Source organism: Streptococcus anginosus, from assembly GCF_900636475.1.
GTDB classification, from domain to species: domain Bacteria; phylum Bacillota; class Bacilli; order Lactobacillales; family Streptococcaceae; genus Streptococcus; species Streptococcus anginosus.
Map to the genome: position 1 here is coordinate 1,404,466 of NZ_LR134283.1, position 26,666 is coordinate 1,431,131.

The following is a 26,666-nucleotide window of genomic DNA, read 5'->3' on the forward strand; positions in this document are numbered from 1 at the left end:
CTTGATTATACACTTTTCTGCACTTTGCTGGCAATATTTTGTTTACACCCTGTTGCAATCTGAAAACACTCAGCTGGTAGCCAACTGAGTGTTTGTTACAAAAATTTATTAGATTATTAAAGTCCTAAATAGCTTTCTACTGCTGCCTGCATTTGGTCAGCAGCGACAGTCGTTTTATGGCGGACTTGTGCGTTTTCTAAGCCATCCACCGCTGGCGGAACTGCCACACCGGAAAGCTCATGTAACTTAGCCAATGCTTCAAAATCACTCAGACCTGTCTGCCCAGTCACAGCTTCGACTGCCACAACTGGGAATTTGTAAGGACTGGCGGTTGAAGCAATAACAGTCGTAGTCTCATCACTTGTAGCTGTCCGGTATTTTTGATAAACAGCTGAAGCGACCGCTGTGTGCGGATCTTCAATGTAATCAGACGCCTCATAAACTCGTTTGATCTCAGATGCTGTCTCAACTTCGGTGGCATATTCTGCCGCAAAGAGTTCTAAAATAGCTGGGTCAAAATCAGTCAACTCATACTGACCATGCTGATTGAGAGACTTCATCAAATCCGCTGTCTTTTCTGCACTATTTCCTAACAGGTGGAAAATTAAACGCTCTAAGTTTGAAGAAACTAAAATATCCATAGACGGACTAGACGTTACCTTAAAGCTGCGCTTTTTGTCATAAACATGTGTCTTAAAGAAATCTGTTAGGACATTATTTTCATTAGAAGCACAAATCAACTTGCCCACCGGAAGACCGATTTGTTTAGCATAATAGGCTGCTAAGATATTGCCGAAGTTTCCAGTTGGAACAGCAAAATTAACTGCTTCGCCTGCCTGAATCTGACCGGTTTTAACCAATTGTGCATAGGCATAAACATAGTAAACAATCTGTGGCACCAAACGCCCGATATTCATGGAGTTAGCAGAAGAAAATTGCAACTGATGTGTAGCTAAACACTCCCGAAGAGCCGCATCATTAAACATGCTTTTGACATTGGTCTGGGCGTCATCAAAATTGCCCTCAATAGCCACCACATGAGTATTGTCCCCCGTCTGAGTGGTCATTTGCAGCTCCTGAACCTTGCTGACACCGTCTTTAGGGTAAAAGACGATGATTTCCGTTCCTGGCACATCGGCAAAGCCTGCCATAGCTGCTTTTCCGGTATCACCAGAAGTCGCCGTCAAAATGACAATTTTATTTTTCAAACCATGCTTTTTCGCTGCCGTCGTCATTAAATGTGGGAGGATAGACAAGGCCATATCCTTGAAAGCAATCGTAGAACCATGGAAAAGTTCCAAATTGTATTGCCCGTTCAGTTTCACCAAGGGAGCAATCTCTGGTGTGTCAAATTTGCTGTCATAGGCATTGTTAATGCAGTCATCCAGCTCTTGATCTGTAAAGTCATCTAAAAAAGCAGATAAAATCAATTTTGCAACTTCCTGATAGGAAGCATCTTTGAGTTTAGTAAAATCCAGCTCTAGTTGCGGATAAGAAATTGGCGTAAAGAGACCACCGTCCGTTGCTAACCCCTGCAAAATAGCCTGACTGGCTGTCACCGTATTGTTTGCGTCACGCGTTGATTGATAAACTAAAGTCATGAGTTTCTGTCCTTTTCGTGTAGTCTGTTCTATTATAACATGATTTATCAGAAAATTCCCGCATTTTATGGGAAATGTGAGAGAGTGGAGTTGGAGATTTTTATTGTTTATATAGCTACCTCAAAAAAACAAACGGACGTGAGTTCATAGAATCCACCATCCGTTTTGTTTTTATTTCACCTTCATTACTCTTACTAGACTAGCGCGCTCGGCTTCTTCTAGCTTCATCTCGATATAATGAATGGTTTCTGTGAGATCTGGAATGGTTGCATACTCTAAGCCATTGACCCGACGGCGGGTCTTTTCAATCTCATCTGCCATCAGCTGGCAACTCTTTTCAATTTCTGCTAAGCGCAGGAGGTCGGGCAATAAGTTGCCCATATCCTCAATCGTCTCATCCATCTGGCTGTTAGAAGCCACATAGCTATAAACCACATCTCCCTCATCATCACCATAAGGATTATCAATATGAGCATGCATTTTTGGCACCTGCACACTCATGATATTCTCCTGTTCGATATGGAGGTTGACTTCTCGCATAGGGACAGCAAAAATCTCTTCTACCATGAGGTCACTTTCCAAGGTTTTCGCCAATACAAAATCCTGCATGTGACCAACCAGAGCTGTTTCAACTTTTTGGCGAAGGCGGTTGTTTTCGCGAACAGCTTCAATGAAACGACGCATCAGTTCATCTCGCTTATCCTTGAGAAGTTTATGACCGCGAGTAGCTGTTCTCAGGCGCTCTTTCAGGTTGTTCAGCTCCATTCGGGTTGGTTTGACATTTAAACGAGCCATTCAGATCACCTCCTTAGGCTTGCTGTTTACTTTCTGGTAAATATTGATCAATCATGTCGTCCTTGATCCGCTTAAGTTCTGTCCGTGGCAAAATAGACAACAATTCCCAGCCTAAATCCAAACTTTCTTCAATCGTCCGATTGGTATAAAAACCTTGATTGATATATTCTTTTTCAAATCGATCGGTAAATTGAACATAGAGCTTGTCGGTGTCAGATAAGGCTGATTCTCCTAATATAACCGCCAATTCTTTGGCCTGTTTGCCTTGTGCATAAGCCGCAAAAAGCTGATTCATGGTTGCTGCATGGTCTCCCCGAGTCTTTCCTTCGCCAGAACCCTTGTCTTTGAGGCGCGAAAGAGACGGCAATACGTTAATCGGCGGACGATAACCGCTGTTGTAAAGGTCACGCGACAGGATAATCTGACCTTCGGTGATGTAACCCGTCAAATCAGGAATGGGATGAGTGATGTCGTCCTCAGGCATAGTGAGAATGGGAATCTGCGTCACCGAGCCTTTCTTTCCTACCAAACGTCCCGCACGCTCATACAGAGTGGATAGGTTGGTATAAAGATAACCCGGATAGCCTCGGCGTCCTGGCACCTCTCGACGAGCAGCGGATACTTCTCGCAAAGCCTCACAGTAGTTCGTCATGTCTGTCATGATGACGAGAATGTGCATGTCCTTTTCATAAGCCAAGTATTCGGCAGCCGTCAAGGCAATCCGCGGTGTCGCAATCCGCTCAATAGCAGGATCATTGGCTAGATTGATGAAGAGAATAGAGCGATCAATAGCTCCCGTTTCCCGCAAGTCGTTCATGAAAAATTCGGCTTCTTCAAAGGTTGTCCCCATAGCTGCAAAAACGACTGCAAAATTTTCTTCTGAATTGAGCACAGTAGCTTGACGAGCAATCTGGGCAGCCAATTCCTTGTGAGGCAGACCTGAACCAGAGAAAACTGGCAATTTTTGTCCCCGAACCAAAGTATTGAGGTGATCAATGGCTGAAATCCCAGTCTGGATAAACTCATCGGGATAATCTCGCGCGACCGGATTGATGGCTTGACCGTCAATATCCAAGTATTTTTCCGGCAAAATATCTGGTCCACCGTCAATAGGCTTGCCCATACCATTGAAAATCCGTCCTACCATATCTTCTGATACTGGCAATTCAAGCGGTCGACCAGTAAAACGCACCTTGGCTTTTTCTAGATTGATACCGCTGGAGCCTTCAAATAGCTGCACCATCGCCTTGTCTTCTTGCACCTCCAAAACCTGCCCCTGACGCTTGGTTCCGTCATGGAGCTGGATTTCCACCAGCTCATTAAAATGCACACCCTCAACTTGCTCCACAATCATCAAAGGACCAACAACTTCGCTGACGGTACGGTATTCTTTAATCACGTTCATTGTCTGCTCCTCCTTGGGCAAGAATATCATGCAGTTTTTCCCGAATAGCGGTATCCAAACTGCGAATTGCTTCCAACTGATCCTCTGGGATAAATTTAGAGCGGGCAATTCGATCTCGTAGCTCCACAGTACCGTTCATGATTTCGGTAAAGTAAGCACCTAAATTCAAGGCACGATTGGCTTCCTCATCAAATATTAGGATATTAGTGAGCAGAGCCACTTGCTTTTTAAAGGAAGTGTAGGTATCAACCTCATCAAAAGCATTCTGCTGCAGGTAATCCTCACGAATCATCTTTGCTGTATTCATGGTGAGACGATCCCTTTCAGACAGAGAATCCAGACCAACCAGCCGCACAATTTCCTGTAGCTCACTCTCTTTTTGGAGAATGTTCATCGCCTTGGTCACTTTTTCCGACCAAGCCAACTGCTCATGCTGATCGATATATTGACCCACCTCGTCTAGATAAAGCGAGTAAGAGCTAAGCCAGTTAATCGCAGGGAAATGGCGACGTTGTGCCAACTGAGCGTCCAAGCCCCAGAAAACTTTGACAATCCGCAGAGTGTTTTGCGTGACTGGCTCAGAAATATCTCCACCCGGAGGGGAAACAGCGCCGATTGCGGTAATGCTTCCCTCACGCTCGTCACTCCCTAAGGTTTTAACCCGACCAGCTCGTTCGTAATATTCAGCAATCCGGCTGCCCAGATAGGCTGGATAGCCTTCGTCGCCCGGCATTTCTTCCAAACGCCCGGACATTTCCCGCAGAGCTTCTGCCCAACGTGAGGTCGAATCTGCCATAATGGCCACAGAGTAGCCCATGTCTCGGAAGTACTCAGCAATTGTAATTCCTGTATAAATAGAAGCCTCACGCGCCGCAACTGGCATATTGGACGTGTTAGCAATCAGAACAGTTCGCTGCATGATAGACTGACCAGTTGCTGGATCAATCAACTCTGGAAATTCATTCAGTACATCGGTCATTTCATTGCCTCGCTCGCCACAGCCCACGTAGATAACGATATCCACATTGGCAAATTTAGCGACCTGGTGCTGAACAACGGTCTTGCCTGCTCCAAAAGGACCTGGAACAGCAGCCGCACCGCCCTTGGTCACGGGGAAAAAGGTATCAATCACTCGTTGGCCCGTCACCAAAGGCTCCTCTGGAATCAGCTTTTGAGCAAATGGGCGACCTCGGCGAACCGGCCATTTCTGCATAAGACTGCCAACAAAGATAGAGCCATCTGCCTGCTCAATCTCATAGACAGGCTGATCGACAGTATAACTCCCTGCTTCTATCTTGGTCACACGACCACTGACACCAATTGGCACTAGAATGCGGTGGACTACCAGCTCGGTTTCTTGAACCGTACCCAGAATATCTCCGGCTGTTACCTCTGCTCCAATCTCCAGACAAGGCACAAAGTTCCACTTGGTCTCACGATTCAGATGAGGCAGCTGCACTCCGCGCACCAGAAAATCACTCTGCGTCACCGCTTGAAAGCGTGCCAAAGGCCGCTGAATTCCGTCAAACATTTGCGAAATCAGCCCCGGTCCCAATTCGACCGACAACGGACTCCCCGTTGTTTCCACCGGCTCTCCTGGTCCAAGCCCAGAGGTCTCTTCATATACCTGAATGGAGGCCTCATCTCGACGCATCTCAATGATTTCCCCAATCAAGCCCAAATTGCCCACACGACAAATATCCTGAATATTCGCTTCCTGCATCCCAGAGGCGACCACCAAAGGACCCGAAACTTTTATAATCTTTCCTTGACTCACAATCTTCCTCCATTCTTGGGAGATTTTTGCTTATTTTCTATCCTTGCCGTGAGCTTGAAACCCTTCTTAGCTATCTCTACAGCAAAAATTGATACTTCTTATTTTAAAAATCAGATAAGGCTTTTATTTGTTGCCCATTTTCATCAAAATTATCTGGGCTTAGCCATTTTTCTAAACGGGTTTTGACCGCTGGCCAGTCCCTGTCAATCATGGCTAGCCAGTCAGTGTCTCGGTTGCGCCCCTTATAAACAACTGCCTGACGAAAAGTGCCCTCGTAGGTAAAACCAAGCCTTTCTGCTGCGCGCCTTGAAGGCTGATTGAGTGCATCGCATTTCCATTCGTAGCGGCGATACTCCAACTCTTCAAAGACATAGCGCGCCAGCAAGTACTGGGCTTCCGTAGCCAGTCTGGTGCGCTTCAGCTTGGGCGAATAGGTCACAGACCCCACCTCAATGACACGGTTGCCTCGGTCAATCCTCATTAAAGCGAAAGTTCCCAGCGCCTTGCCACTCTCCTTGTCCACAATGGCATAGTAAAAACGATCTGGAGCTGCCAACATCTGATCTAGCAAGGCCGACCATTCTTCCTGACTTTGAACAGGATTTTGAAAGAGATAAGTCCACATGTCAGCAGGAGAATCCGGACCATAGACTTCATACAAATCCGCCCCATGTTTGTCCTTGGACAGGCATTCAACGATAACATACCGTCCTTCTAGTCGCTCCATCTTGGGCAAATCTCCCGGCTTGAAATTCGGCAAGGTATCTCCAATAAGCTGGCCTAATTCATTTATTTTCATAAAAACCTCACAATATATCCTGTCCAACTGCTTTTTCTACGTTCTTACGAATACGTCTCTGTCCTAATCCTGTTACTCCTTTATGAGTCGGGATTAAGATAATCGCTGGCAACACTTGCTTATCATAGTAAGCCAGCGTTTCAGGGATTTCAGCAGCCATGTCTTCTGTCAAATAAATAATAGCAAAATCTTCTCGGCTCAGTCGTCGTAAAGTATTCACCACATCGGTCGCTTCGGTGACTGGAAAAGTCTGAAAACCAATCAGGCGAAAAGGCAGAATGGCATCGCGGTTCCCCACCACACCAATTTTATAAGTTTTACTGGCCATAAATCGGTCTCATCCTTTCTTTGATGATCTCTACTGGAAGCTGGTTCGTCAAACCAGTCAAAATAAGTCGAAGATTCTTCACTTCCAACTCTTTTCCAAATAAATAACGAACCAGCAGAAGCGGACCACTTGTTTCAAATCGCCCTTGCTCTAAGAGCTTAAACTGAACCAAGTCTGCTAGATACTCCAGTTCAAGATTTGTCAGTTTACCCGAACGCAGTTTTTCTTCATAAATGCTTAGTTCTGCGTCAAATTCTAGTGGATTAACTTTGGAAAACCAGCTAGCGAGATGACCTTTTTCTGCCAATTCAATCCACTCCGCATTCGTCAAAGTGCCTTCATCAGATAAGAGTTGCGTCATAAAACTGTGCGGTTTTTGGTGCCGAATCGCTCGCTGCACCGTTACTGCATTATAAAAATCAATTGTCAACCGCACCAGTTGCTTGAGCCGCTCATCTTCAAATGCAGACTCCAAGCTTTTTAAGTGCTTGAAATAAGCCAGATCCATTCCAATTTCCAGAACGCGTACATCTTGATAATCTTGATATTCCGCCCAAGTCGCCGCCATTTCATCCGCCATCAATTTAGGACAATGTTCAGCAGAAAAGGTTGCAACCAAATGCTCCAAAATATCTAAAGGATAAGGTCCAACAGAAATCAACAGATGCTTTAAATTCAAACCTGTCGCCTTGTGCTTAAGCAATACCTTAAGATTGTGATAAGTATATTTGAGCGTAAAAAACTCCACCAAAGCAGATTCTGGACTAACTTCAAAAGCCCAAGCATACTCTGCAAACAAATGTTTCATGAGAAACCTCTCAATCGCATTTAAGTCTGTTAGTTGCTCATAATCCAGATTATAAACCGTTCCTTCCAAAGCTGCTGACCGACTTTCAGAAGTGAAAGTCCGCAACAACTGCTCGTATTGCGCTAAGCTTAAAAAGCTACTCTCATGAATGCTAATTTCTGTATTCACTTGAGCGAAGGTCTTTTCATTCATAGAACGCCTCCTTAGTCTGCTTCATCTTGGAAAATCGTCTGAGCAAGCTGATAACTCTCCTCCTGCCACAAAGAATCTACTAAATTGCGATAGAGGTAATTATAGTCAATATTGCCTCGCGAAAGGAGAAAACCTGCTTCTCCATTCACAGGAGAGGAAGCCAATCTTACGTGCGGATAGTGCTCTAATAATCGTTCCAATTGTCCAGCCGAATATTTAACCAATGTCCGTGAGCCAACTGTCAAAACAAGCTCTTCTTGCGGATACTTTTTTAAGACCTGCTCCAAGAAAGCCTGCTCCTGCTCGATCGACCAGGCCGCCATTTGCTCATAAGCCCCCGCAAATAATTCTTTCAAAATCCCTTGCTTAGTCGCCAAAGTAGACTGACGTTTTTCATTTTCAAGCTGCTGCACTTCACGCTGTACCTGACGATTGATCGCTTTTATTTCTTGTTCACGCTGTTGCAGTTTTTCTTGTTTCAACCGTGCTTCTTGCTCTTTAGCTTCATGCTCAATAGACTCTTTAGCATCGGCTAATAGCTGCCGCCCATTTTCATGCGCCTGCTCCAAAACCGAATCCCTCAAATGAGATTCAAATTCCATATCTGCCTCCTTCTATGACATCTTGTTTCAAGACATTGAATCTGTCTCATTTCACATTTAAAACCATCAAAAGAGATACAACAAAGGCAAGGATAGCATAAGTTTCTACCATAGCAGCAAGGATAACCCCTTTCATGACATCTTCAGGTCGCTTTGCCAAAATCTGCATGCCAGCTGTCGCGACATTTCCTTGGTATTTAGCAGAATAATAACCAACGATTCCGATTGGAAGTGCGGCAAAAAAGAGGGCTAGACCTGTTTGAAGAGCCATCTCAGGTTGAATTTTAAAGAAAATCAAAATCCCAATAACAAAACCATACAAACCTTGCGTACCTGGCAAAAGTTGCAAAATCAAAGCACTGACGAATTTCTCAGGTTGCTCTTTTAACAGGGCTGCCGCAGCCTGACCGGTCGCTCCGACATTACGCGCAGAGCCAATACCGCTGAGGAAAATCGCAAAAACCACACCGAGTGCTGCGAAAAAGGCACCACCGTAAGTTGAAAAATAAGATGAAAAAGCTTGCATGAATAAACTCCATTTCTAATAGTAAACATTATTTATTTGGTTATTTTGTCAATGACATAAAACTTCTAGCTGAGTTGCTAAAATAATTTAGCTGTTCTATTTTTTGTAGCGGACATATTTCTCTGCTGGTTTTAAGGGTTTAAAGGCTTTTCCGCCACCGTCATAGAATTTCCCAAAAAACTCAACGAAAATCAAACGCGCTCCGTGCACATAGCCTGATAAAAAGGAGAGAAACATATTGATACTGTGGAGGGCGAGAAACAACACAATGCCAATACTGAAGCGAGCAAAAGGTGGAAAGAGACTAACAATTAAGTTAAAAGCTGAGCCAATGCTTGCACCAGCAAGCCCCAAAGCCATAAGTCGCGTAAAGCTCACCAAGTCTCCCACATAGCTACTGATATTGTATAGATTAAACAGTGCAGGACCCAAGCCTTTCAAACTTTTAGCGCTGATAATAGAAACCAGTACAATGCCCACAGCATTTACAGTAGCCAGCCATTCTCCGATAAAGCCGACCATAGCAAGATCTGGGAACAGTCGCCCCGCTGCTAGCAAAGCCAACCCGATGAGAATCAACATCCAAGCAAAACCCGAATTATAGGCTGCCGCATAATCCTTCATGCGGATATTCTTTTTACCACTGAGGAAAAGTCCTGTCATGACTGTCACAAAGCCAATCACGACCGAAATAATCAAAATAGTAATCACATCTGTGCTGGTATCAATGAGCGCAAAAGGCAATTTGAAGCCAAAGAAAGAACCATAAATCACTCCCCAGAGTGCAACACCGATTCCTAAAATTCTAAAAAAGCGTAAATTCTTTGCTAGACTTGGCTTAACATGTAAAGTCTTCAAAGCCCAAGTCGTTCCGCCAAAGAGCAACAGACCATAGCCAATATCAGCTGCCATCATGCCAAAAAAGATAAAGTAGAAGACCGAAACAACAGGCGTTGGATCTTTATCTTCGTATTTCGGCAACGAATACATCTCTGTCACCAGCTCAAAAGGCTCAATCAGAGCATTATTTTTAAGTTTTGTCGGGACTCGCTGTCGATCAGCTGCCTCCATTTCATGGATTTGAAGCAAGACAGTCCCACCAAATTGTTGCGCAAGACCCATTTTCAAATCTTCTATCTGCTCTTGCTCAATCCAGCCTTCTAAAGCAACCAAATTCTGCGTACTGGCAAGATCTCCCTTGCTTTCTTGGCGAGAAGTAAGATTCAAAATATAGTCCAACTGAAGTTTGAGCTGTTGCAGTTCCTTGCTGGAAGCTGCAAGCTGCGTTTGCGTTGAGCTGATAACCGTTTCTTGCTCCTTTATCATTTCTTTTAACGATGTCAAGCGCTCACTAGGCAATTCTTCAAAGGGATATTCAAAAGGTTTGAAACCAAGCTCTGTCAAGAATGCTTGCATTTCCTTAGCTGTTTCTGCTTTACATAGCACAAGAATTCCACTTTCTGTGGTACTGGTGAAAATCTCTTGGACTCCCAGATTAGGATAGTCCCGTAATCGAGCATTGAGCTGATTGTTCTCATTGCTTGGAATGCTTCCCACAAACGCACGAAGGTGTTTAAAATGCTTAAGTGCTATCGGCGTAACACCTAAATTTGCCCATTTTTCTAGCTCTGCCACATCCGACTGAGCTCTTTCTTTGACTTCCTGCGCTCTTGTCAACGATTGAAATTGTTGTTGAATGTTAGCAAGAAGCGCTTCTTCATCACGCGCCTGCCCTGCTTCTTCTAGACTTACAAAGGTTGTCTCCAAAGGAGCTTCCTTTAATGACTCCAGTAATTTCTTCTTTGGCACAAACGCCTGCAAACGTTCAATCATATTGGCAAGTTTTTCCTGTCGCCGAGTCAAAGTTTGAAGATGTTCCGAGAAAGACTTATCAGGATTCCACACCAACTCTTGCTCAAAAGCTCCCTGCCAAGTCTCTTTTGCTTGCAAATCCTGAATTTCAACCGATTGGAGATTTTGCAAATAGGAGAGAACATCATCCAACAAATCTTTTGGCAATAGCAGCGACAACTCTTGCATTTGACTAATGGCCATATTTTTCTACCACCCTGTCCACAATCATTTGCAGCAGTACCTCTTTTTTATTTGACAAAGCTGCTTGGGCTTTTTCTTCGTTCTCTTGTCTCGTTTTTTCTAAGTCTTGTGTCAAGTTGGCAATCTCTTTTTCAGATTGTTCTTTTAACTCAACAAGCAATTGTTGCTTTTCTTCATCATAGACTTTCTCTAGCTGTTTCAGATTGCTGCTAGCTTGCTCTCGCAATTCCTGAATTTGACTTTTATAGCTCGCCAACACTTCATCTGCCGCTTGCTCGATTTCCTGCATTTGCTCAAAAGTAGCGTTCGTCATGTCTTGCACCTCCTTTGTATCATACAATGGCTGTAACGTTTACTTGTGTAAATTATAACACATTTTCAAACCATTCGTCACAAAGTTTTATTGGTTTTCTTCGCTTAATTGAAATCATTTCACCCTATGCTATTTATCAAGCTACCTAGCGTCCTATTTTGTAAAACTATGTTATAATACAAATAGGTTTTTCAAAACATTTGTTCTATATCATTACAAGTAAAGAGAGTACATCTATGGAAAATACGCAGCATATCATGGCGAGGATTGAAAGCCATTTTGATAGCATGACTGACTTAGAAAAGCGGATTGCCAACTACTTTTTGAGCCCTTCTAGTATCTATGACGATCTCTCTTCTCAAAAAGTTGCGCAAACTCTCTACATTTCTCAAGCAGCCTTGACACGCTTTGCGAAGAAATGCGGATTTAAAGGCTACAGAGAGTTTAATTTTCAATATATTCACCAGTTGCAAGACAAATCAGAGCAAACTGAACATTTGCAAAATGACTTATCTCGTAGAGTGCTGCGAAACTATGCTCAAATCCGTCAACAAACTGAGGAATTGGTTGATGAAGACAAATTGCTACGCGTTGCCAATCTTATCGAAGCAGCTGATCGCGTCTATTTCTTTGGAACGGGAAGCTCTGGCCTCGTCGCCCGTGATATGAAACTGCGCTTCATGCGGCTTGGTGTTGTCTGCGAAGCGTTGACAGATCAAGACGGCTTTGCTTGGACAACCAGTATCCTAGATGAAAATTGCTTGGTTATTGGATTTTCTTTGTCCGGAGGAACGCAATCTATCATCAACAGTCTCATTGACGCTAAAGCAATGGGCGCTAAAACGGTGTTAGTAACAGGATACCCCAACAAAGTCAAAGAAACCTTTACTGAAATCATCACTGTTGCCATTCAAAGCAAACCAGAGTATATTTTACGCATCTCAGCACAATTTCCTATGCTACTTATGATCGACCTCCTTTATGCCTTTTTCCTAGAAATTGACCGAGAAAGAAAAGAAAAAATCTTCAACAGTTTTTGGGAAAATCAAAAATTAAATGGCTATTACAGACGACACAAATAAGGCACCAAACAAAAATGAGCATCTCCTCACCAAGGATTTGCTCGTTTTCATTATAGAAGGCTTTTCGTTAATGATGTTTATTTTTAAAGTGATAATAAGCTCCAAACATCCCCGCAGCATTTTGATGATGAGCGAAAGCGAGCTTGGTTTTTTCAGCAATACTTGGCACCAAACAGGCTTTCATAGCAGCCTCAATTCGAGGACGAAGAATGGCCTCTTGACCCATAATGCCGCCACCTAAAATCACCACTTCTGGATTGACCACATAGCAAATATTCGCAATCCCTTGCCCCAAATAATTGACCATGCGGTCGATTCCTTGGATACACAGTGTATTTCCTTCTGTTGCTTCTTTGAAAATGCGGCGGCCATTCCACATAGTAGGATCTTCTCCGTGAAGCTCTGCTACATAATCGACCAAGGCAGTCGTTGAAGCCACATCTTGGAAAGCACCGTCTGGCAGATACACATAACCGACTTCACAGGCCGAATTACTAAAGCCGTGAAAAACCTGACCATCCACCAGCAAGCAGCCACCGATACCCGTTCCAATCGTCAAACAAATCGCAATGTTCGCTCCCTTGCCACTTCCTGACATAACTTCCGCCAAGCCAGCACAATTGACATCGTTTTCAATCTCACAAGGAACGGCAAATGTTTCTTCTACCACTTTCTTGAACTGAGTACCTGCATAGTTCGGAATCTGAGGACCAGCATAAAAGATTTCTCCTTTATCTGGATCGACCATTCCAGCTGAGGAAATACAAATCCCAACAACCGAAGTCTGCTCTAAATAACTTGCTACAATCCCCTTCACCTTACGCAAAATTTCTGGACCGCCTTTATGAGCCTCTGTTGGTATTTCATGCGCTTCCAACAAGGTGTCGGTATCATCAATCAGACCATATTTGATATTTGTTCCCCCAATATCAATGGCAATGTATTTTCCCATAATCCACCTCTTTTTCTATTATAGGAATGCTTCCTTAGCTGCACGAATCAAGCGTGCCGCTTCTTCTACAATCGGACGATCCGTGTCTGTCACTGGTGTTAATGGAGAACGGACAGAGCCGATATTTAGATTTTCATTGATTTTCAAGACTTCCTTGATGACGGAATACATATTCCCATGAGTAGCTGTTAATTTCCCGATAATAGCGTTAATGGTAAATTGCAGTTCTTTTGCTTTTTCCAAATCCTTATCAGCAATCAATTGATTGAGCTTCAAGAAAAGCTCTGGCATCGCCCCATACGTTCCACCGATACCTGCTCTTGCTCCCATCAGGCGACCGCCTAAAAATTGCTCATCTGGCCCATTAAAGACGAGGTGGTCTTCCCCACCAAGTGCTGCAAAGGTTTGAATATCTTGGACAGGCATGGAAGAATTCTTCACGCCAATCACACGTTCATTTTTGAGCATTTCTGTATATAAACTTGGCGTCAGAGCTACACCTGCCAACTGCGGAATATTGTAGATCACAAAGTCTGTATGTGGGGCAGCCGCGCTAATAGCGTTCCAATATTGAGCAATCGAGTATTCTGGCAAACGAAAATAAATCGGTGGTATGGTCGCAATAGCATCCACTCCCAAGCTTTCTGCATGGCGCGCCAACTCCATACTATCCTTGGTATTGTTGCAAGCGACATGGGCAATAATCGTTAATTTCCCTTTTGCCACCGCCATGACTTCTTCCAAAATCAATTTTCTATCAGCAACGCTTTGGTAGATACATTCACCAGACGAGCCATTGACATACAAGCCATGAACTCCTTTTTTGAGGAAATATTCTACTAACGCCCGCACGCGCTCCGGGCTAATCTCACCTTGGTCATCATAGCAGGCATAAAAGGCCGGAATGACCCCTTCGTATTTTTTTAAATCTTTCATAGTTTATTCTCCAATTTGATTGATTTTATCATTTATATTTGTTAAAAATGTTCTCCATGATAGGCAATTGCAAAAATCCTAAGGCTGCAAAGCCGACAAATACAAAAAGAGTAAAGCCTAGCAGCAACACAAATCCTGAACTAGAGAGGAAAAAGATGATTGTAGCTAATAAGGCTATTATCAAAAAGAACCACGGGAAATGTAAACTTACCATGATCAGTCCCGTTTGTAATAGATCTTTTACCGTCATTTCAAACTTAGCTGCCAAAGGATAGACACATAAAAATAGCAAACTAGCAAAAATGATGACGCCGATACAGGTTGCTTTTAACATTTGAAATGGCATTGTTTCATGCTTCCAAAAAAGCAGGAGGTCAAATAGACTGATACCTACAATGCTGAGTTCTAGCAAACCAAGTTTGAAACCGACCTTCCAATTTTTCCTAAATGCCTGCACATAGGTTGCTGTTACTTTTATGCGTCGCGAATCTCTGATGACAAACAAAGTTTCATACAAGCTAATTTTGGCAATACCAATCGTAACAAGTGGTAGACAAGACAAAAGAAAGATGAGGTTCACAGTCACCAAATCTAATATTTTCTCACATATTCTCATAAAGAAATTATCTGTATCAAATATACTTCGTATTAACTGCGAACCTCTCTTTTCCATGGTTCTACCTCCTAATCAATTAGTTTAATCGTTGAGCAAAACTTTTACGACACATTTTTTGACCTTATCACCTTTAGCAGCAAACCTATTGGGTTGATGCGGCTCATTGGGTAAAAATGCTGCAAAATTCTGCTTGTCCAAATAAAGTGGATAGAGCTGCTCACAAGTCACAAACCCAATATCCTTCTTTTTGTCATAAGGTTTGCTTATCTTTTTTACTTTTGTACCATATTGAATGATTTCATGCCCTTCCAAGAGAAAATGCAAATCCAGATAATCTTGATGAAATTCACATTCATCTGTCACTTCGGAACTTAATTCATTTTCCTGCACAAACAGAAAGGCTTTTCCTCCGTCAATCTCGTACCGTCCTAACTCACAATCGTTTAAATCGTGCGTCAGGAGATAATCAATGGCACAATCCAAATTCTCATGGATACCTTTGTAGTAGGCGAGATTTTCCAATTCATCGAAAATCATTTGGTCTGCCTCCTTATCCTTTCACAGCTCCCATAGTAATACCTTGCGTGAAGGATTTTTGGAAGACAAGAAAGACGGTTACAATCGGAACAGCTGCCATAGCAGCACCAGCCATAATCAAACCATAATTTGTTGCCATTTCAGCTTGCATCGTTGCCACTCCAAGTGAAATCGTTAGATTCTGCCGCGATGTCAGCATGACCAATTGCATAAAGTAATCATTCCATGTGTTGATAAAGGTAAAAATGGCAAGGGCAGCAAAACCTGGTTTTACAATTGGAAAAGCTACATTCCAAAAAGTCCGAATTTCACCACAGCCATCAATCTTAGCAGATTCCAACAATTCCGTTGGGATATTTTCACTAAATTGCTTCATGAGGAAAACCCCAAAAGGCCAACCGACAAGAGGAAAAATAACTGCAGCTAGTGTATCATGGATTCCCATAAAGTTGACAATACGGACCAAAGGAACTAGTACTACTTGTTTAGGCAGAGCCATAGCAGCGATAAAAGTTGCAAAAAGAATCCGCTGCCCATAGAAACGTTTTTTAGCCAGAACATAGCCCGCTAAGGCAGAAGTAATGCAGACCAAAAACATGGTCGCTAGCGAGATAAAGACACTATTCCACATCCATTGCAGGGCTGGGTTTTGCACCATCAGCTGTTGGAAATTTTCTAATGTTGGCATCTTAGGCCACCATTGAGGTGGAATGACAATCGTATCTGGCTGCGATTTGAAAGCCCCTGTTAAAATCCAATAGAAAGGAAAAACAAAGAGAACGGTCAACACCAAGAGAATAATCGTTGAAATTACCGTAAAGGCACTTATTTTTTTCTGTTTCATCTTTTCTCTCCTTTCTTTAATATTCGACGTCATTTCCAAGAATCTTGAATTGGGCAAAGCTAATCAAAGCAATCATGATAGCTAAAAATACTCCCATGGTATTAGCATAACCATATTCAGATAACTTGAAGGCTTTTTCATACAGGTAATACATCAATGTACTGGTTGAATAGTTTGGCCCTCCGGATGTCAACAGCTGAATCAAGGCAAAACATTGGAAGGAATTGATTGTTGTAATGATCGCAATATACAGAGTTGTTGGCAAAAGACTTGGCCATTTAATCTTCCAGAAAACTTGCAGCTCTGTCGCTCCATCAACACGCGCAGCTTCCACCAATGAATTGTCAATATTTCCCATAGCAGCAATATAGAGAATAATAGGCTGCCCGACAGAAGTTGTCAGCAAAATCACAATAATCGCCATCAACGCCCAATGCTTATCCCCCAGCCAAGAAATGTTTTGATTGATAACATGACCCGACTTCAGGACGAAATTCAAAATCCCTGACAGTGGGTCGTAAATCCATTTCCATACAACCGTTACAGCTACACTCCCTGTCACCACTGGCAGGAAGAAGACGAACCGATAAAATGACCGTGCAATCGCATTTTGACTATAGGTCTGTGACGCCACAAACAAAGAGAACAACACAACAATTGGTACCGAACCAATAACAATAATCACCGTATTAATGAGAGATTTAATAAAGACTGGATCTTTAAACATTCGTGAGTAATTGTCCAATCCAACGAATGAAAAGGATGTCATAGAATAATTAAAGAAACTCGTTACAAATCCCATCACCATCGGTGCCAATACAAAGACAATAAAGAATAATAGAACTGGTGCCAAAAAAGCATAGGAAATCACCGTTTCTCTCATTCTTATTTTATTCACTTTCACATTCAACACCTCATTTAGCTAGAGGAGATACTGACCTCCTCTTTTTGATAAAAAATTCCCTTTTCCTATTTTATGAAACCAACAACAGAAAAAGGGAAATCGTTACATTATTTATTTTTTACTTTTTTTAATGGTTTCATTTGCTTTTTCTGTAAAGGTCTTCAAAGCAGATTCAACTTTTTCATCGCCATTTGAAACAGATTGCAACATTGGGAACCAGAGTGTCCTCATTTCTGCAAATCCATCAATCGTGTTGTAATATGGTGAATAATATTTTGTCCAAGTGTTGATTGTTTCCATCCGTTTGTCATTGTACAATTTACCAAATGATGAACGAACCGGGAAAGCACCTGTACGAACAACATTTTGTGGTCCCCATTTCTTATCATCAGCGATAAATTTGACAAATTTCTTAGCAGCTTCTACTTTCTTTTTGTCTTTATTGTTAAAGATACCAAAGCCATTTACAAGGTATTCCAAAGCTGGTTTGCCATTGTCTGACGGGAATGGTACTTCAACAACTTCAACGCCACTTGCCTTCAACAATTTTGCTTGGATACCATTTTGCGCAGGTGCCCAAAGAACAGTATAAGAAGTTTGCCCATTCGCAAAGTTTTGAATATCTGCTCCACCATCGAATTGAGAGCCGTTTGTCATCAAACCATCTTTAATCCAGCTCACTGCTTTGTTCAAACCTTTGACAAAGTTTGGACTGTCCGTTGTATATTTTGTCACTTTATCATCTGTTACAGAACCACCATAAAGATTTGAAATGAAAGCACGTGTACCTTGGTCACCACCTTGACCATTACTGAAGAGTGAGCCAGGAGTATACCCTTTAGCTTTCAATGCTTTCAATACTTTTTCAAAGTCAGCAGTTGTCCAGCCCTCTTTAACAAGGTCTAACACACCAGCTTCTTTCAGCATTTTCTTGTTCAATGCCATATAAAACGGAGCAGAACTGATTGGATACATGTAAGCTTTATCACCAGCCTTACTTGCTTGAATGATTTGATCGTTGTTAACATCTTTGACGAAGTCATCAGTAAAGAGATCATTCAATTCTGCCAACTTCCCATTTTTACCATATTGAATGATCCGACCCGGTGCGTCAAAGAGGACATCTGGTGCTGTTCCTGCTTCAATAGCTGTTGTAATTTTTTCTGGACCAGATTTGAAGTCAATGGTTTCTAATTTTACTTTAATATCTGGATTGGCTTTTTCAAATGCTTTGATAATTTCTTTTTCATACGTACCAACACCATCGCTGGCCTTTTTTTGCGTGAAGACTGGGAAAGCCCACCAAGTAATCTCTGTCTTGCCAGAGGAATTTCCTGAATCAGCTGATTTGTTTGAACCACCTGAATTTCCACATGCTGCTAACGATAAAATAGCAGCTCCTGCAAACAACGAACAAAGTATCTTCTTCATTCTCATATTTTTTCTCCTTTTGTTTTATCCTTTTATACGGATAGAGTTGTTCCTAATTTTCACATACTGCCGCAACAAAGCGCTCTGTGATTTCTTTGGGACGCGTAATGGCACCACCCACTACAATTCCTCTAACACCTAGGTCATGAATGATTTTGGCTTCACTCGGATAATGGATTTTTCCTTCCGCGATGACATCCAAACCTGCATCACATAAATTTTTTATCAGATCAAAATCCGGCCCCTCACATTGCAAACTATAAGAGGTGTAACCTGACAATGTTGTACCCACAAAATCCACACCTGCTTCTGCTGCAGCCACACCCTCTTCAAAGGTGCTCACATCTGCCATGAGCAATTGATGAGGATATTTTTCCTTAACTTGCTTGATAAAATCCGCAATCTTTAAACCGTCAAAACGTTCCCGATTTGTACAATCAAAAGCAATTACTTCAATATCCAGAGCTGCTAGTTCATCAATTTCTCGCATCGTTGCGGTAATAAACGGCTCTTGAGGTGGATAATCTCGCTTGATAATGCCGATGATTGGCAGCGAAGTAACCTCTTTAATTTCCTTAATATCCCGAACACTATTAGCTCGAATGCCAACAGCTCCCCCTTGTTCAGCCGCTTTTACCAAAAGGGGAATAACCCCACCTGCTTCAGTATATAGCGGTTCGTGTGGCAAGGCTTGACAGGAAACAATGATGCCATCTTTTATTTTGGCAATCAGCTCGTCTTTTGTCATTTGTGCCATAGACAGCCTTCTCCTTTGCTATTGTAGATCGATTTTTAAAGCGCCATCAATCTCACGATGTTATTATAACTATTTTTTAAAGCGCTTTCAACAATATCTGAGATTTTGGTTCTAATTTCTGATAACACTCACTTTTCTCTTAAATCTTGAAAGTAGTTTCAGAGAGATAATCATTTTAACATGATACTATCATTATCGCACATTGCCTCTGAGGCACGCAAAAGACTACATCTCTGCGAGCGCTATCTACCACATCGTCACAAGATTTCCCCCAAGAATTTTCCAGAATGGAGACCCTATAATAGAATTAGCAAGGGTGAATGCTTTTTTCAGGAGCATCATCCAGAGTTGCTTTTGAATAAAATTTCTCAGTGCTGGTGTTCTTTTCGGTATTGTCCTGGCGTCCGTCTAAACATCTTCTCCTATCTACACGTATGCCAATTTACGAGGTAGCACAAAGTGTTGGATTTTCAAATAAAACTTACTTTTATGACAAATATCGTACCTATTTTGGACATTCCCCAAAATGAACGTAAATAAGCTACCGAAAATTTCATCGGTAGCTTATTTTTATGACAAATCAGCACTTAAAACAATTCTTTGTAAAGAGCAATCGTTTCTTCTAAGGTTGGCATAAATGGATTTCCTGGTGCACAAGCATCAATGAGTGCATTTTTAGAAAGGTATTCAAAGTCAAATTCTTCTTCTTTAATGTCCAGTTCTGTCAATTTTTTCGGAATACCCACAGTTGCTGATAATTTTTCAATTTCAGAAATGGCATAATCAGCGCATTCTTTATCACTTTTACCTTCCGTATGGAGACCAAGAGCTTTTGCAACATTTCGGAATGCTTCTGGCACACGTTTTGCATTTTCACGCTCTACAATCGGTAAAAGCATGGCACAACAAACACCGTGAGGAAGATTGTAAACTGCTCCAAGTTGATGAGCCATAGAATGTACATAACCTAGCCCAGCATTATTAAAGGCCATACCACCTAGGAAAATCGCATTAACCATGGCTTCGCGTGCTTCAATGTCATGGCCATTTTCAACAGCACGTGGTAAAAATTCTTTAATTAACTCAATTGCACCAATAGACAATTTTTTCGTCACATTATACGCACCTGGTGTTACCAAAGCTTCAACCGCATATGTAAGAGCGTCCATACCTGTTGCAGCTGTCAAAGCTTTTGGTTTTGAAATCATCAATTCTGGATCATTTACTGACAGGAGTGCAAGGCTATTCTTATCAACCATAACCATTTTCACTTTACGCTCTTCATCAGTAATAACATAGTTAATCGTGATTTCAGCTGATGTTCCTGCTGTCGTATTGATTGCTACAACCGGCAAGCCTTTTTCCTTTGATTTGTGAACACCTTCGTAATCTTGCGGACGCCCGCCATTCGTTGCAAGAATTGAAATACTACTTGCAGCATCTTGCGGCGAACCACCACCAAGTGAAATAATAAAATCACAATTATTATCTCGCAAAACAGCTAAACCATCTTCAACATTTTTAACAGTTGGATTCGGCTCAACATCACTAAAAACGACATACTCAATGCCTTCCTTATCAAGTGGTGTAGTTACCTTAGGTAAAATGTCACTACTTGCAATATAATGGTCTGTCACCAAGAGAGCTTTCTTATACCCCAACTCTTTGATATGACCACCTATTTCATTAATCACACCACAACCAATAAGATTAACTGATGGAACATAAAATACTGACATTATATTTCCTCCTTATTTTTATAAATATTATCTATTTTAGAAACCGCTTACACAACTATATTATAACACTCATAATGCTTTTTGCAACATCAACTTTTCATTATTTTAGTATCAAATTTACAGATTCAAAACTTATCAGTCTATTATGATATTTTAGGGCAAAGAGAAGTATAAGATTTTCTGTATCCACAATGACATCGTCCCTATCAAATACCAACAATTGAAACATGACCGCCCTCCTTTTTTCACAACTAGTTTACAGGAAAACGCATACAATATTAAGCAAGAGAAAGGACACTCTCTCCAAATAGAAAAATCTCCCTACAAAAGCAGGGAGATGGTGACTGATAAACTGATTTATGTTTAAAAATCTGAATACATTGTCTGTACAATGACGAACGATTCAAATTAGAACAAACTTTACTGTCTATTTACGACGTCCTGGACGTTCTGCATAGCCATAGTAGGCATCAGCCATAATTTCTTCCATGTCAGTAACTATTGGCAAGCGTGGATTTGCTGGTGAACATTGGTCTTCATAAGCAAGAACGGCAATATCATGTAAGCTATCTTTCCAAGTTTTTTCATCAATACCTTGATCTTTAAAGTTCATCTTGATACCAACCGCTACACCAAGGTCATAAACAGCTTTGGCATACGCTTCAACCGCTTCTTCTGGTGTTGAGCAAGGAAGACCTAGCATACGAGCAATATCTTGGAATTTTTCATCAGCTTTCCAGTAGTTGTACTTAGGCCATGTTGTAGTTTTAGATGGACGAGTTCCATTGTAACGGATAACATAAGGAAGTAAAATAGCATTTGTACGTCCGTGAATGGTGTGGTGAACAGCACCAATCTTATGCGCCATTGAGTGACTCATTCCAAGGAAGGCATTTGCAAAGGCCATACCAGCCATTGTAGAGGCATTGTGCATCTTTTCACGGGCTTCTGGGTCAGCCGTTTTTACAGATTTTTCCAAGTATTTGAAGACTAACTTGATAGTTTGAAGAGCAATACCATCTGTATAGTCATTGGCAAAGTTAGAAGTATAAGCTTCAGTTGCGTGTGTCAAGACATCCATACCTGTGTCAGCAGCAATAAATGCTGGAACAGATTCTACTAAAGCAGGATCAACAATTGCAATGGTTGGTGTCAATGCATAGTCAGTGATAGGGTATTTACGATTATTTGCCTTATCAGAGATAACTGCAAACGGTGTTACTTCTGAACCTGTACCAGATGTTGTTGGAATACCAATATATTGAGCTTTCTTACCAAGTGATGGGAATTTGAAGGCACGTTTACGGATATCCATGAATTTTTGAACGAGGTCACCGAAGTCAACGTCTGGCTGTTCATAGAACATCCACATACCTTTAGCCGCATCCATTGGTGAGCCACCACCAAGGGCAATGATAGTGTCTGGTTCAAACGAGCGCATTACTTCAACACCACGACGAACTGTTGTGATATCTGGATCTGGTTCAACATCTGAGAAGACTTGAATCGTGACTTTGTTTTTACGAAGATTCAATTGGTCAATCACACGTTGTACAAAACCGAGTTTTTCAATTGATTTATCGGTAACAATCATGATACGTTCGATACCTTCGCAAGTTTGAAGGTATTGGATTGAGTTACGTTCGAAGTAGATTTTTGAAGGAACTTTAAACCATTGCATATTATTTCTACGTTTTCCTACTTTCTTGATGTTAAGAAGGTTGATAGCTGATACATTATCACCAACTGAGTTGTGTCCGTATGAACCACATCCAAGTGTTAATGATGGAATGAAGGCGTTGTATACATCACCGATACCACCAAAGGTAGATGGAGAGTTCCAGATAATACGCATTGCCTTTATTTCCGTACCGAAACGTTTTGCAAGAGCTTCGTCTTTTGTATGGATAGCAGCTGAGTGTCCTAGCCCATTAAATTCAACCATTTGACGAGCTTTTTTAAGTCCATCTTCAGTATCTTCAGCTTTCAAAACTGCAATAACAGGTGATAATTTTTCACGAGTCAATGGTTCTTTAATTCCAACTTCTGCACATTCAGCAGCCAAGATATTTGTTCCTTCTGGTACTTTGAATCCTGCTTGCTCAGCAATCCATGTAGCTGGTTTACCAACAATATTTGGGTTCAATTTTGCACCAGCGCAGTTCTTGCTGTTGGCTTTTGCACCAAAACAGAATTCTTCCAAAAGCGCTTTTTCTTTCTTGTTGACAAAGTAAGTATGGTAAGATTTGAATTCTTCTACAAATTCATCATAGATTTCTTTATCAATGATCACGGCTTGCTCAGATGCACAGACCATACCATTATCAAATGATTTGGACATCACGATATCATGTGCTGCTTGGCGGATATTTGCTGATTTTTCAACGTAAGCTGGAACGTTACCAGCACCAACTCCAAGAGCAGGTTTGCCGCATGAATAGGCAGCTTTTACCATGGCGTTCCCACCAGTCGCAAGGATTGTTGCAATCCCTTCGTGGTTCATCAAAGCTGTTGTTGCTTCCATAGATGGCTGTGTAATCCATTGAACACAGTTTTCAGGTGCACCTGCTGCAATCGCTGCATCACGTACGATTTGTGCCGCATGAGCAGAAGATTCTTGAGCAGATGGGTGGAAAGCAAAGATAATTGGATTCCGCGTTTTCAACGAAATCAATGATTTAAAAATCGCTGTTGAAGTTGGGTTGGTCGTTGGAGTGATTCCGCAGATTACTCCGACCGGTTCAGCAATTTTCGTTAAACCTGTAATAGGATCATCTTCAATCACACCAACAGTTTTAACACCACGCATATTGTTAACAACATGTTCGCAGGCAAAAAGGTTTTTTGTTGCTTTGTCTTCAAAGACACCGCGACCTGTTTCTTTAACAGCATGTTCTGCTAAGATACCATGTGCATCAAGAGCAGCAACTGAAGCTTTTGCAACAATGTAGTCTACTTGTTCTTGATTTAATTTTCTCATTTCTTCCAGAGCAACTAGCCCTTTTTGAACGAGTTCGTCAACATGCTTTTCAGCAGCTAACTTTTTTTCTTCGGGAGTTAATGTTTTTTTATCAGCCATGTGTTCCTCCAATGGTTTTTAGGATTTTTATAAATCCTTTGTTAATTTTTTCACAAGATTATTATACCTTATTTTCTTTCTCTTGTAAACACTTTCAAGTAAACTTCACAAACTTTTTCTTTTATATTGTGAATTTGTTTCAAAACATGAGTTTTCTATTATATTTAAAAACATTGTTTGTGAAGTTTAAAACTTAAAATTATATATTTCACATACTTTTTCAAGATTTCCAAAAACAAAAGTTATGTAAAAAAGAGCATTTTTGCTGTGTATTCCTACACCCTCGTTCTACCCTACTATCTTTTTACAGCACACAAAAGTCATGAATCGCAAGGCAATCCATGACTTCTAATTATTACTATTATTTCTTCACTGTTCCTTTTTTCACAGCTTCATCAATGGCTTGTTTGACGGTTTGAGCATAGAGTTCACCGCCTTTGGTGATTGTTGTTGTCTCCGAGCCAAAGTGCACATAATCAGTTCCATACCAAATTTCTGGGTGTTCAATAGCAGTTTGATACCAATCCGCCACAAATACATAATCGTATTTTTTCGCCAATTCCAATTCATACTGACGTGTTTTGACTGCCAAGCTAGAAGCGTTATGTGCTGTCCGACCATCATACGGCGTCACTAAAACCAAACGATGTCCTTTTGGTAATTTCTCAATAAATTGATTGAGCAAACTTTCGTAGTTATCAACCGTATTGGTTCCCAAGGCTAAGACCACTGTTTCCAGAAGTACTTTGTTTGAAATATCAGTTTGATAGACTTGCAAGCCCGATTCTAAGTTTCGACTGACTGCTGCATCCACTTGAATTTCCGGCATAGCCTGCTTGAGCCATTCACTTGCTCGCAAAGCTACCGAATCTCCGATAACTGTCGTACCCTTTGCTACGTTGTATTGACTGGCACTCACATTATCAGCTTGGGTACGAGTAATCTGCATTTTACTGTCAGCTTGATTCAACCCATTGACGAGCAAATTTTCTTCAAAGGCACCAATTTTCGGAGCAGTCATGATCATGACAAAAGCAACCAGTGTTAATGGAATCAAACTATAAAATACAGGCGTTGTGATTTGCTTGATGTCCATCTTCAAGCCAAATATTTTTGGCTCTTTACCTGCTAATGTCGGCTCTAACAGATAGAAAGAGAAAGCCGCCAAGGCAAAGGAAAGCACGGTTGTCAATAGAACTGCCCATCCATTGCTCATCAATTGGGAAAAGATGATGTAAAACGGCCAATGGAACAAATACACACCATAGCTCGTATCTGCAATAAATGTGATAACGGGCGGCTCATCAACATGTGGCGTCTTCTCATGGAGCACACGTGTTGCCAAAATCATCACCACCGAAAATACCGTTGCAAGAAGGAAACCAAACAGATAGGTCAATAAATTGTCAAATTTCAGAAGGAAGGTCAATAACAGCAAAGCTGCAAAACTACCACCAAGTAGATAAAAGGTCTTTTTCAAATCAAGCGCCTGCTCCATTTTACGAAAAGGTGCTCCCAAATCACTCACACCCGAAAGTGTCGCTAAAATACTTCCTGCAAAAAACGGGAAGATATGCGTGAAACTTGAAAAGTAAATCACAGAAAAGTTTGAAGAGAAGAAACTTCTGACAAACATAGAGAGAAAACTAATCAAGAACAAAGCAGATGATAAAAGAAAGATAATACCACGAAATTGCCCAATGGTTTTACTTTTCTTCGCTAAATACCATGTTGCCAAGCCCCACAAGATATAGTAGTGCATCTCCAAAGCCAAGCTCCATGTGTGCACAAAGAGATGTTGGATAAATTGACTCTCGTAATTTCCACCAGACAAAATTTCATAAAAATTTGTCACAAAGCCGAGCACAGCAGCGATTTGCGTCCCAATACCAGCCACAAAATCCTTCCGAATCAACAGGGTAAAGGGCATGACAATCAAAATCATAAAGACAAGCGGTGGCACAATCCGATAAAAGCGACGTCTCAAGAATCCTTTAACATCAATGTCTTTGTCTCTGGCAAATTCATCAATCAAGAGAGATGTAATCAAAAAGCCTGAGAAAGTGAAGAAAATATCCACACCAATAAAACCGCCAGGAAAAGCTTTCTGGAAGAAATGGTAGAGCAGGACTAGAAGTAACCCTGTAATCCTCACTAATGAAAACCATTTAACGCGCATTTTGATAAATCCCCTGTTTAAACTTTCCCTTGTAGACAACATTATTTTCTGTTGTTAATTTGCCTTGACCATCTGCTTGACCATTTACAAAATTTCCTTCATACTTCCAGCCAGCTTTAGCTGTAAAAGTTCCTTTCCCATTGAAAGTTCCATTTTTAAAATAGCCTTTATAAACATCACCATTCTTAAAAGTCAATGTTCCTTGACCATTCATTTTCCCACGGACGAGACTGCCATTATATTTGATTGCTCCTTTATCCAAGGTCAATGCCCCTTGACTGGGAATACCTGATGTAAAAGCCACCATCGCTGATAGGACAATAACCGTTACTGCTAGCAATTCCAAGTTATGCCTTGTGAGATAAATTTTGTACTTTTCGTAAAATTCTTTTAATGTGTCCATTCTCTC

25 protein-coding genes are annotated in these 26,666 nt (G+C 41.4%); 2 read left to right on the plus strand and 23 right to left on the minus strand.

The annotated features are described in order from the left end of the window. Positions 1–116 precede the first annotated feature (116 nt). The 11 genes from thrC to EL079_RS06905 all read right to left on the minus strand — a co-directional run bounded on the left by thrC (position 117) and on the right by EL079_RS06905 (position 11,201). Positions 117–1,601, minus strand: coding sequence for a threonine synthase (gene thrC / locus EL079_RS06855; protein WP_003032007.1), 1,485 nt, complete (start codon positions 1,599–1,601; stop codon positions 117–119). A gap of 171 nt (positions 1,602–1,772) precedes the next feature. Further along, entirely contained in the window at positions 1,773–2,396 is a 624-nt protein-coding gene (locus EL079_RS06860; RefSeq protein WP_003032011.1) for a V-type ATP synthase subunit D, read from the minus strand. Positions 2,397–2,409: 13 nt separating this feature from the next. Continuing rightward, on the minus strand, positions 2,410–3,801 hold the full coding sequence (locus EL079_RS06865) for a V-type ATP synthase subunit B (RefSeq protein WP_003031981.1): 1,392 nt from the start codon (positions 3,799–3,801) through the stop codon (positions 2,410–2,412). After that, entirely contained in the window at positions 3,788–5,578 is a 1,791-nt protein-coding gene (locus tag EL079_RS06870) for a V-type ATP synthase subunit A (protein WP_003032014.1), read from the minus strand. The genes EL079_RS06865 and EL079_RS06870 overlap by 14 nt, the downstream gene beginning before the upstream one ends. A 103-nt stretch (positions 5,579–5,681) precedes the next feature. Further along, complete coding sequence (locus EL079_RS06875) at positions 5,682–6,377, minus strand: GNAT family N-acetyltransferase (protein ID WP_003032009.1); 696 nt, start codon at positions 6,375–6,377, stop codon at positions 5,682–5,684. Positions 6,378–6,384: 7 nt separating this feature from the next. Beyond that, positions 6,385–6,705: a V-type ATP synthase subunit F gene (locus EL079_RS06880; RefSeq protein ID WP_003028571.1), complete on the minus strand. Its 321-nt coding sequence runs from the start codon at positions 6,703–6,705 to the stop codon at positions 6,385–6,387. Continuing rightward, positions 6,695–7,705, minus strand: a complete 1,011-nt coding sequence (locus EL079_RS06885; protein WP_003032019.1) for a V-type ATPase subunit — start codon at positions 7,703–7,705, stop codon at positions 6,695–6,697. The genes EL079_RS06880 and EL079_RS06885 overlap by 11 nt, the downstream gene beginning before the upstream one ends. An 11-nt stretch (positions 7,706–7,716) precedes the next feature. Beyond that, the gene (locus EL079_RS06890) at positions 7,717–8,307 is read right to left on the minus strand and encodes a V-type ATP synthase subunit E family protein (protein WP_003032002.1); all 591 of its coding nucleotides are present in this window, start codon (positions 8,305–8,307) and stop codon (positions 7,717–7,719) included. A gap of 46 nt (positions 8,308–8,353) precedes the next feature. Then, positions 8,354–8,833: a V-type ATP synthase subunit K gene (locus EL079_RS06895; RefSeq protein WP_003032013.1), complete on the minus strand. Its 480-nt coding sequence runs from the start codon at positions 8,831–8,833 to the stop codon at positions 8,354–8,356. Between the two features lie 96 nt (positions 8,834–8,929). Then, a complete protein-coding gene (locus EL079_RS06900; protein ID WP_003031974.1) occupies positions 8,930–10,888 on the minus strand; it encodes a V-type ATP synthase subunit I in 1,959 nt (652 codons plus the stop codon). Further along, positions 10,878–11,201, minus strand: coding sequence for a hypothetical protein (locus EL079_RS06905; protein ID WP_003032005.1), 324 nt, complete (start codon positions 11,199–11,201; stop codon positions 10,878–10,880). The genes EL079_RS06900 and EL079_RS06905 overlap by 11 nt, the downstream gene beginning before the upstream one ends. A 236-nt stretch (positions 11,202–11,437) precedes the next feature. Between EL079_RS06905 and EL079_RS06910 the strand changes: the two genes are divergently transcribed. After that, positions 11,438–12,283 (plus strand): MurR/RpiR family transcriptional regulator, encoded by an 846-nt coding sequence (locus EL079_RS06910; protein WP_003032006.1) that lies wholly within the window; start codon positions 11,438–11,440, stop codon positions 12,281–12,283. Between the two features lie 67 nt (positions 12,284–12,350). Here EL079_RS06910 and EL079_RS06915 read toward each other — a convergent pair whose 3' ends face one another. From EL079_RS06915 to EL079_RS06950, 8 genes are all read right to left on the minus strand, one after another. After that, positions 12,351–13,235 (minus strand): ROK family protein, encoded by an 885-nt coding sequence (locus EL079_RS06915; protein ID WP_003032015.1) that lies wholly within the window; start codon positions 13,233–13,235, stop codon positions 12,351–12,353. Between the two features lie 18 nt (positions 13,236–13,253). Continuing rightward, positions 13,254–14,171, minus strand: a complete 918-nt coding sequence (locus EL079_RS06920; protein ID WP_003031992.1) for a dihydrodipicolinate synthase family protein — start codon at positions 14,169–14,171, stop codon at positions 13,254–13,256. Between the two features lie 28 nt (positions 14,172–14,199). After that, positions 14,200–14,844 (minus strand): YesL family protein, encoded by a 645-nt coding sequence (locus EL079_RS06925; RefSeq protein ID WP_003031998.1) that lies wholly within the window; start codon positions 14,842–14,844, stop codon positions 14,200–14,202. Positions 14,845–14,868: 24 nt separating this feature from the next. Then, positions 14,869–15,324, minus strand: a complete 456-nt coding sequence (locus EL079_RS06930) for a YhcH/YjgK/YiaL family protein (RefSeq protein ID WP_003031963.1) — start codon at positions 15,322–15,324, stop codon at positions 14,869–14,871. 13 nt (positions 15,325–15,337) lie between these two features. Further along, positions 15,338–16,168 carry a carbohydrate ABC transporter permease gene (locus EL079_RS06935; protein WP_003032024.1) on the minus strand — a complete coding sequence of 277 codons (831 nt, stop codon included), beginning with the start codon at positions 16,166–16,168 and terminating at the stop codon, positions 15,338–15,340. 16 nt (positions 16,169–16,184) lie between these two features. After that, complete coding sequence (locus tag EL079_RS06940) at positions 16,185–17,072, minus strand: carbohydrate ABC transporter permease (RefSeq protein WP_026248201.1); 888 nt, start codon at positions 17,070–17,072, stop codon at positions 16,185–16,187. Positions 17,073–17,183: 111 nt separating this feature from the next. Further along, a complete protein-coding gene (locus EL079_RS06945; protein WP_003031966.1) occupies positions 17,184–18,509 on the minus strand; it encodes an ABC transporter substrate-binding protein in 1,326 nt (441 codons plus the stop codon). Between the two features lie 46 nt (positions 18,510–18,555). Beyond that, complete coding sequence (locus EL079_RS06950) at positions 18,556–19,260, minus strand: N-acetylmannosamine-6-phosphate 2-epimerase (RefSeq protein WP_003032022.1); 705 nt, start codon at positions 19,258–19,260, stop codon at positions 18,556–18,558. Between the two features lie 377 nt (positions 19,261–19,637). Here EL079_RS06950 and EL079_RS10000 point away from each other — a divergent pair, with 377 nt between their 5' ends. Beyond that, positions 19,638–19,790 carry a helix-turn-helix domain-containing protein gene (locus EL079_RS10000; RefSeq protein ID WP_223349578.1) on the plus strand — a complete coding sequence of 51 codons (153 nt, stop codon included), beginning with the start codon at positions 19,638–19,640 and terminating at the stop codon, positions 19,788–19,790. Between the two features lie 57 nt (positions 19,791–19,847). On the opposite strand, the gene EL079_RS06960 is transcribed toward EL079_RS10000, so the two are convergent. The 4 genes from EL079_RS06960 to EL079_RS06975 form a co-directional block, all read right to left on the minus strand. Beyond that, positions 19,848–20,999, minus strand: coding sequence for an iron-containing alcohol dehydrogenase (locus tag EL079_RS06960; RefSeq protein WP_003031994.1), 1,152 nt, complete (start codon positions 20,997–20,999; stop codon positions 19,848–19,850). Positions 21,000–21,426: 427 nt separating this feature from the next. Beyond that, positions 21,427–24,078, minus strand: a complete 2,652-nt coding sequence (gene adhE / locus EL079_RS06965) for a bifunctional acetaldehyde-CoA/alcohol dehydrogenase (protein ID WP_003032004.1) — start codon at positions 24,076–24,078, stop codon at positions 21,427–21,429. A 361-nt stretch (positions 24,079–24,439) separates the two neighbouring features. Beyond that, positions 24,440–26,257, minus strand: coding sequence for an acyltransferase family protein (locus EL079_RS06970; protein WP_003032079.1), 1,818 nt, complete (start codon positions 26,255–26,257; stop codon positions 24,440–24,442). Beyond that, positions 26,247–26,660, minus strand: coding sequence for an MORN repeat-containing protein (locus EL079_RS06975; RefSeq protein ID WP_003032074.1), 414 nt, complete (start codon positions 26,658–26,660; stop codon positions 26,247–26,249). Before EL079_RS06975 ends, EL079_RS06970 begins: the two co-directional genes overlap by 11 nt. Between the last annotated feature and the right edge of the window lie 6 nt (positions 26,661–26,666).

Excerpts from the sequence above, each read along its gene's own strand:
- EL079_RS06970 (WP_003032079.1), bottom strand. The coding sequence starts at position 26,257 with ATGCGCGTTAAATGGTTTTCATTAGTGAGGATTACAGGGTTACTTCTA.
- adhE (WP_003032004.1), bottom strand. The coding sequence starts at position 24,078 with ATGGCTGATAAAAAAACATTAACTCCCGAAGAAAAAAAGTTAGCTGCT.
- EL079_RS06945 (WP_003031966.1), bottom strand. The coding sequence starts at position 18,509 with ATGAGAATGAAGAAGATACTTTGTTCGTTGTTTGCAGGAGCTGCTATT.
- thrC (WP_003032007.1), bottom strand. The coding sequence starts at position 1,601 with ATGACTTTAGTTTATCAATCAACGCGTGACGCAAACAATACGGTGACA.
- EL079_RS06920 (WP_003031992.1), bottom strand. The coding sequence starts at position 14,171 with ATGAAAGATTTAAAAAAATACGAAGGGGTCATTCCGGCCTTTTATGCC.
- EL079_RS06915 (WP_003032015.1), bottom strand. The coding sequence starts at position 13,235 with ATGGGAAAATACATTGCCATTGATATTGGGGGAACAAATATCAAATAT.
- EL079_RS06910 (WP_003032006.1), top strand. The coding sequence starts at position 11,438 with ATGGAAAATACGCAGCATATCATGGCGAGGATTGAAAGCCATTTTGAT.
- EL079_RS06890 (WP_003032002.1), bottom strand. The coding sequence starts at position 8,307 with ATGGAATTTGAATCTCATTTGAGGGATTCGGTTTTGGAGCAGGCGCAT.
- EL079_RS06885 (WP_003032019.1), bottom strand. The coding sequence starts at position 7,705 with ATGAATGAAAAGACCTTCGCTCAAGTGAATACAGAAATTAGCATTCAT.
- EL079_RS06935 (WP_003032024.1), bottom strand. The coding sequence starts at position 16,168 with ATGAAACAGAAAAAAATAAGTGCCTTTACGGTAATTTCAACGATTATT.
- EL079_RS06925 (WP_003031998.1), bottom strand. The coding sequence starts at position 14,844 with ATGGAAAAGAGAGGTTCGCAGTTAATACGAAGTATATTTGATACAGAT.
- EL079_RS06865 (WP_003031981.1), bottom strand. The coding sequence starts at position 3,801 with ATGAACGTGATTAAAGAATACCGTACCGTCAGCGAAGTTGTTGGTCCT.
- EL079_RS06950 (WP_003032022.1), bottom strand. The coding sequence starts at position 19,260 with ATGGCACAAATGACAAAAGACGAGCTGATTGCCAAAATAAAAGATGGC.
- EL079_RS06860 (WP_003032011.1), bottom strand. The coding sequence starts at position 2,396 with ATGGCTCGTTTAAATGTCAAACCAACCCGAATGGAGCTGAACAACCTG.
- EL079_RS06875 (WP_003032009.1), bottom strand. The coding sequence starts at position 6,377 with ATGAAAATAAATGAATTAGGCCAGCTTATTGGAGATACCTTGCCGAAT.
- EL079_RS06905 (WP_003032005.1), bottom strand. The coding sequence starts at position 11,201 with ATGACGAACGCTACTTTTGAGCAAATGCAGGAAATCGAGCAAGCGGCA.
- EL079_RS06895 (WP_003032013.1), bottom strand. The coding sequence starts at position 8,833 with ATGCAAGCTTTTTCATCTTATTTTTCAACTTACGGTGGTGCCTTTTTC.
- EL079_RS06930 (WP_003031963.1), bottom strand. The coding sequence starts at position 15,324 with ATGATTTTCGATGAATTGGAAAATCTCGCCTACTACAAAGGTATCCAT.
- EL079_RS06960 (WP_003031994.1), bottom strand. The coding sequence starts at position 20,999 with ATGTCAGTATTTTATGTTCCATCAGTTAATCTTATTGGTTGTGGTGTG.
- EL079_RS06880 (WP_003028571.1), bottom strand. The coding sequence starts at position 6,705 with ATGGCCAGTAAAACTTATAAAATTGGTGTGGTGGGGAACCGCGATGCC.
- EL079_RS06975 (WP_003032074.1), bottom strand. The coding sequence starts at position 26,660 with ATGGACACATTAAAAGAATTTTACGAAAAGTACAAAATTTATCTCACA.
- EL079_RS06900 (WP_003031974.1), bottom strand. The coding sequence starts at position 10,888 with ATGGCCATTAGTCAAATGCAAGAGTTGTCGCTGCTATTGCCAAAAGAT.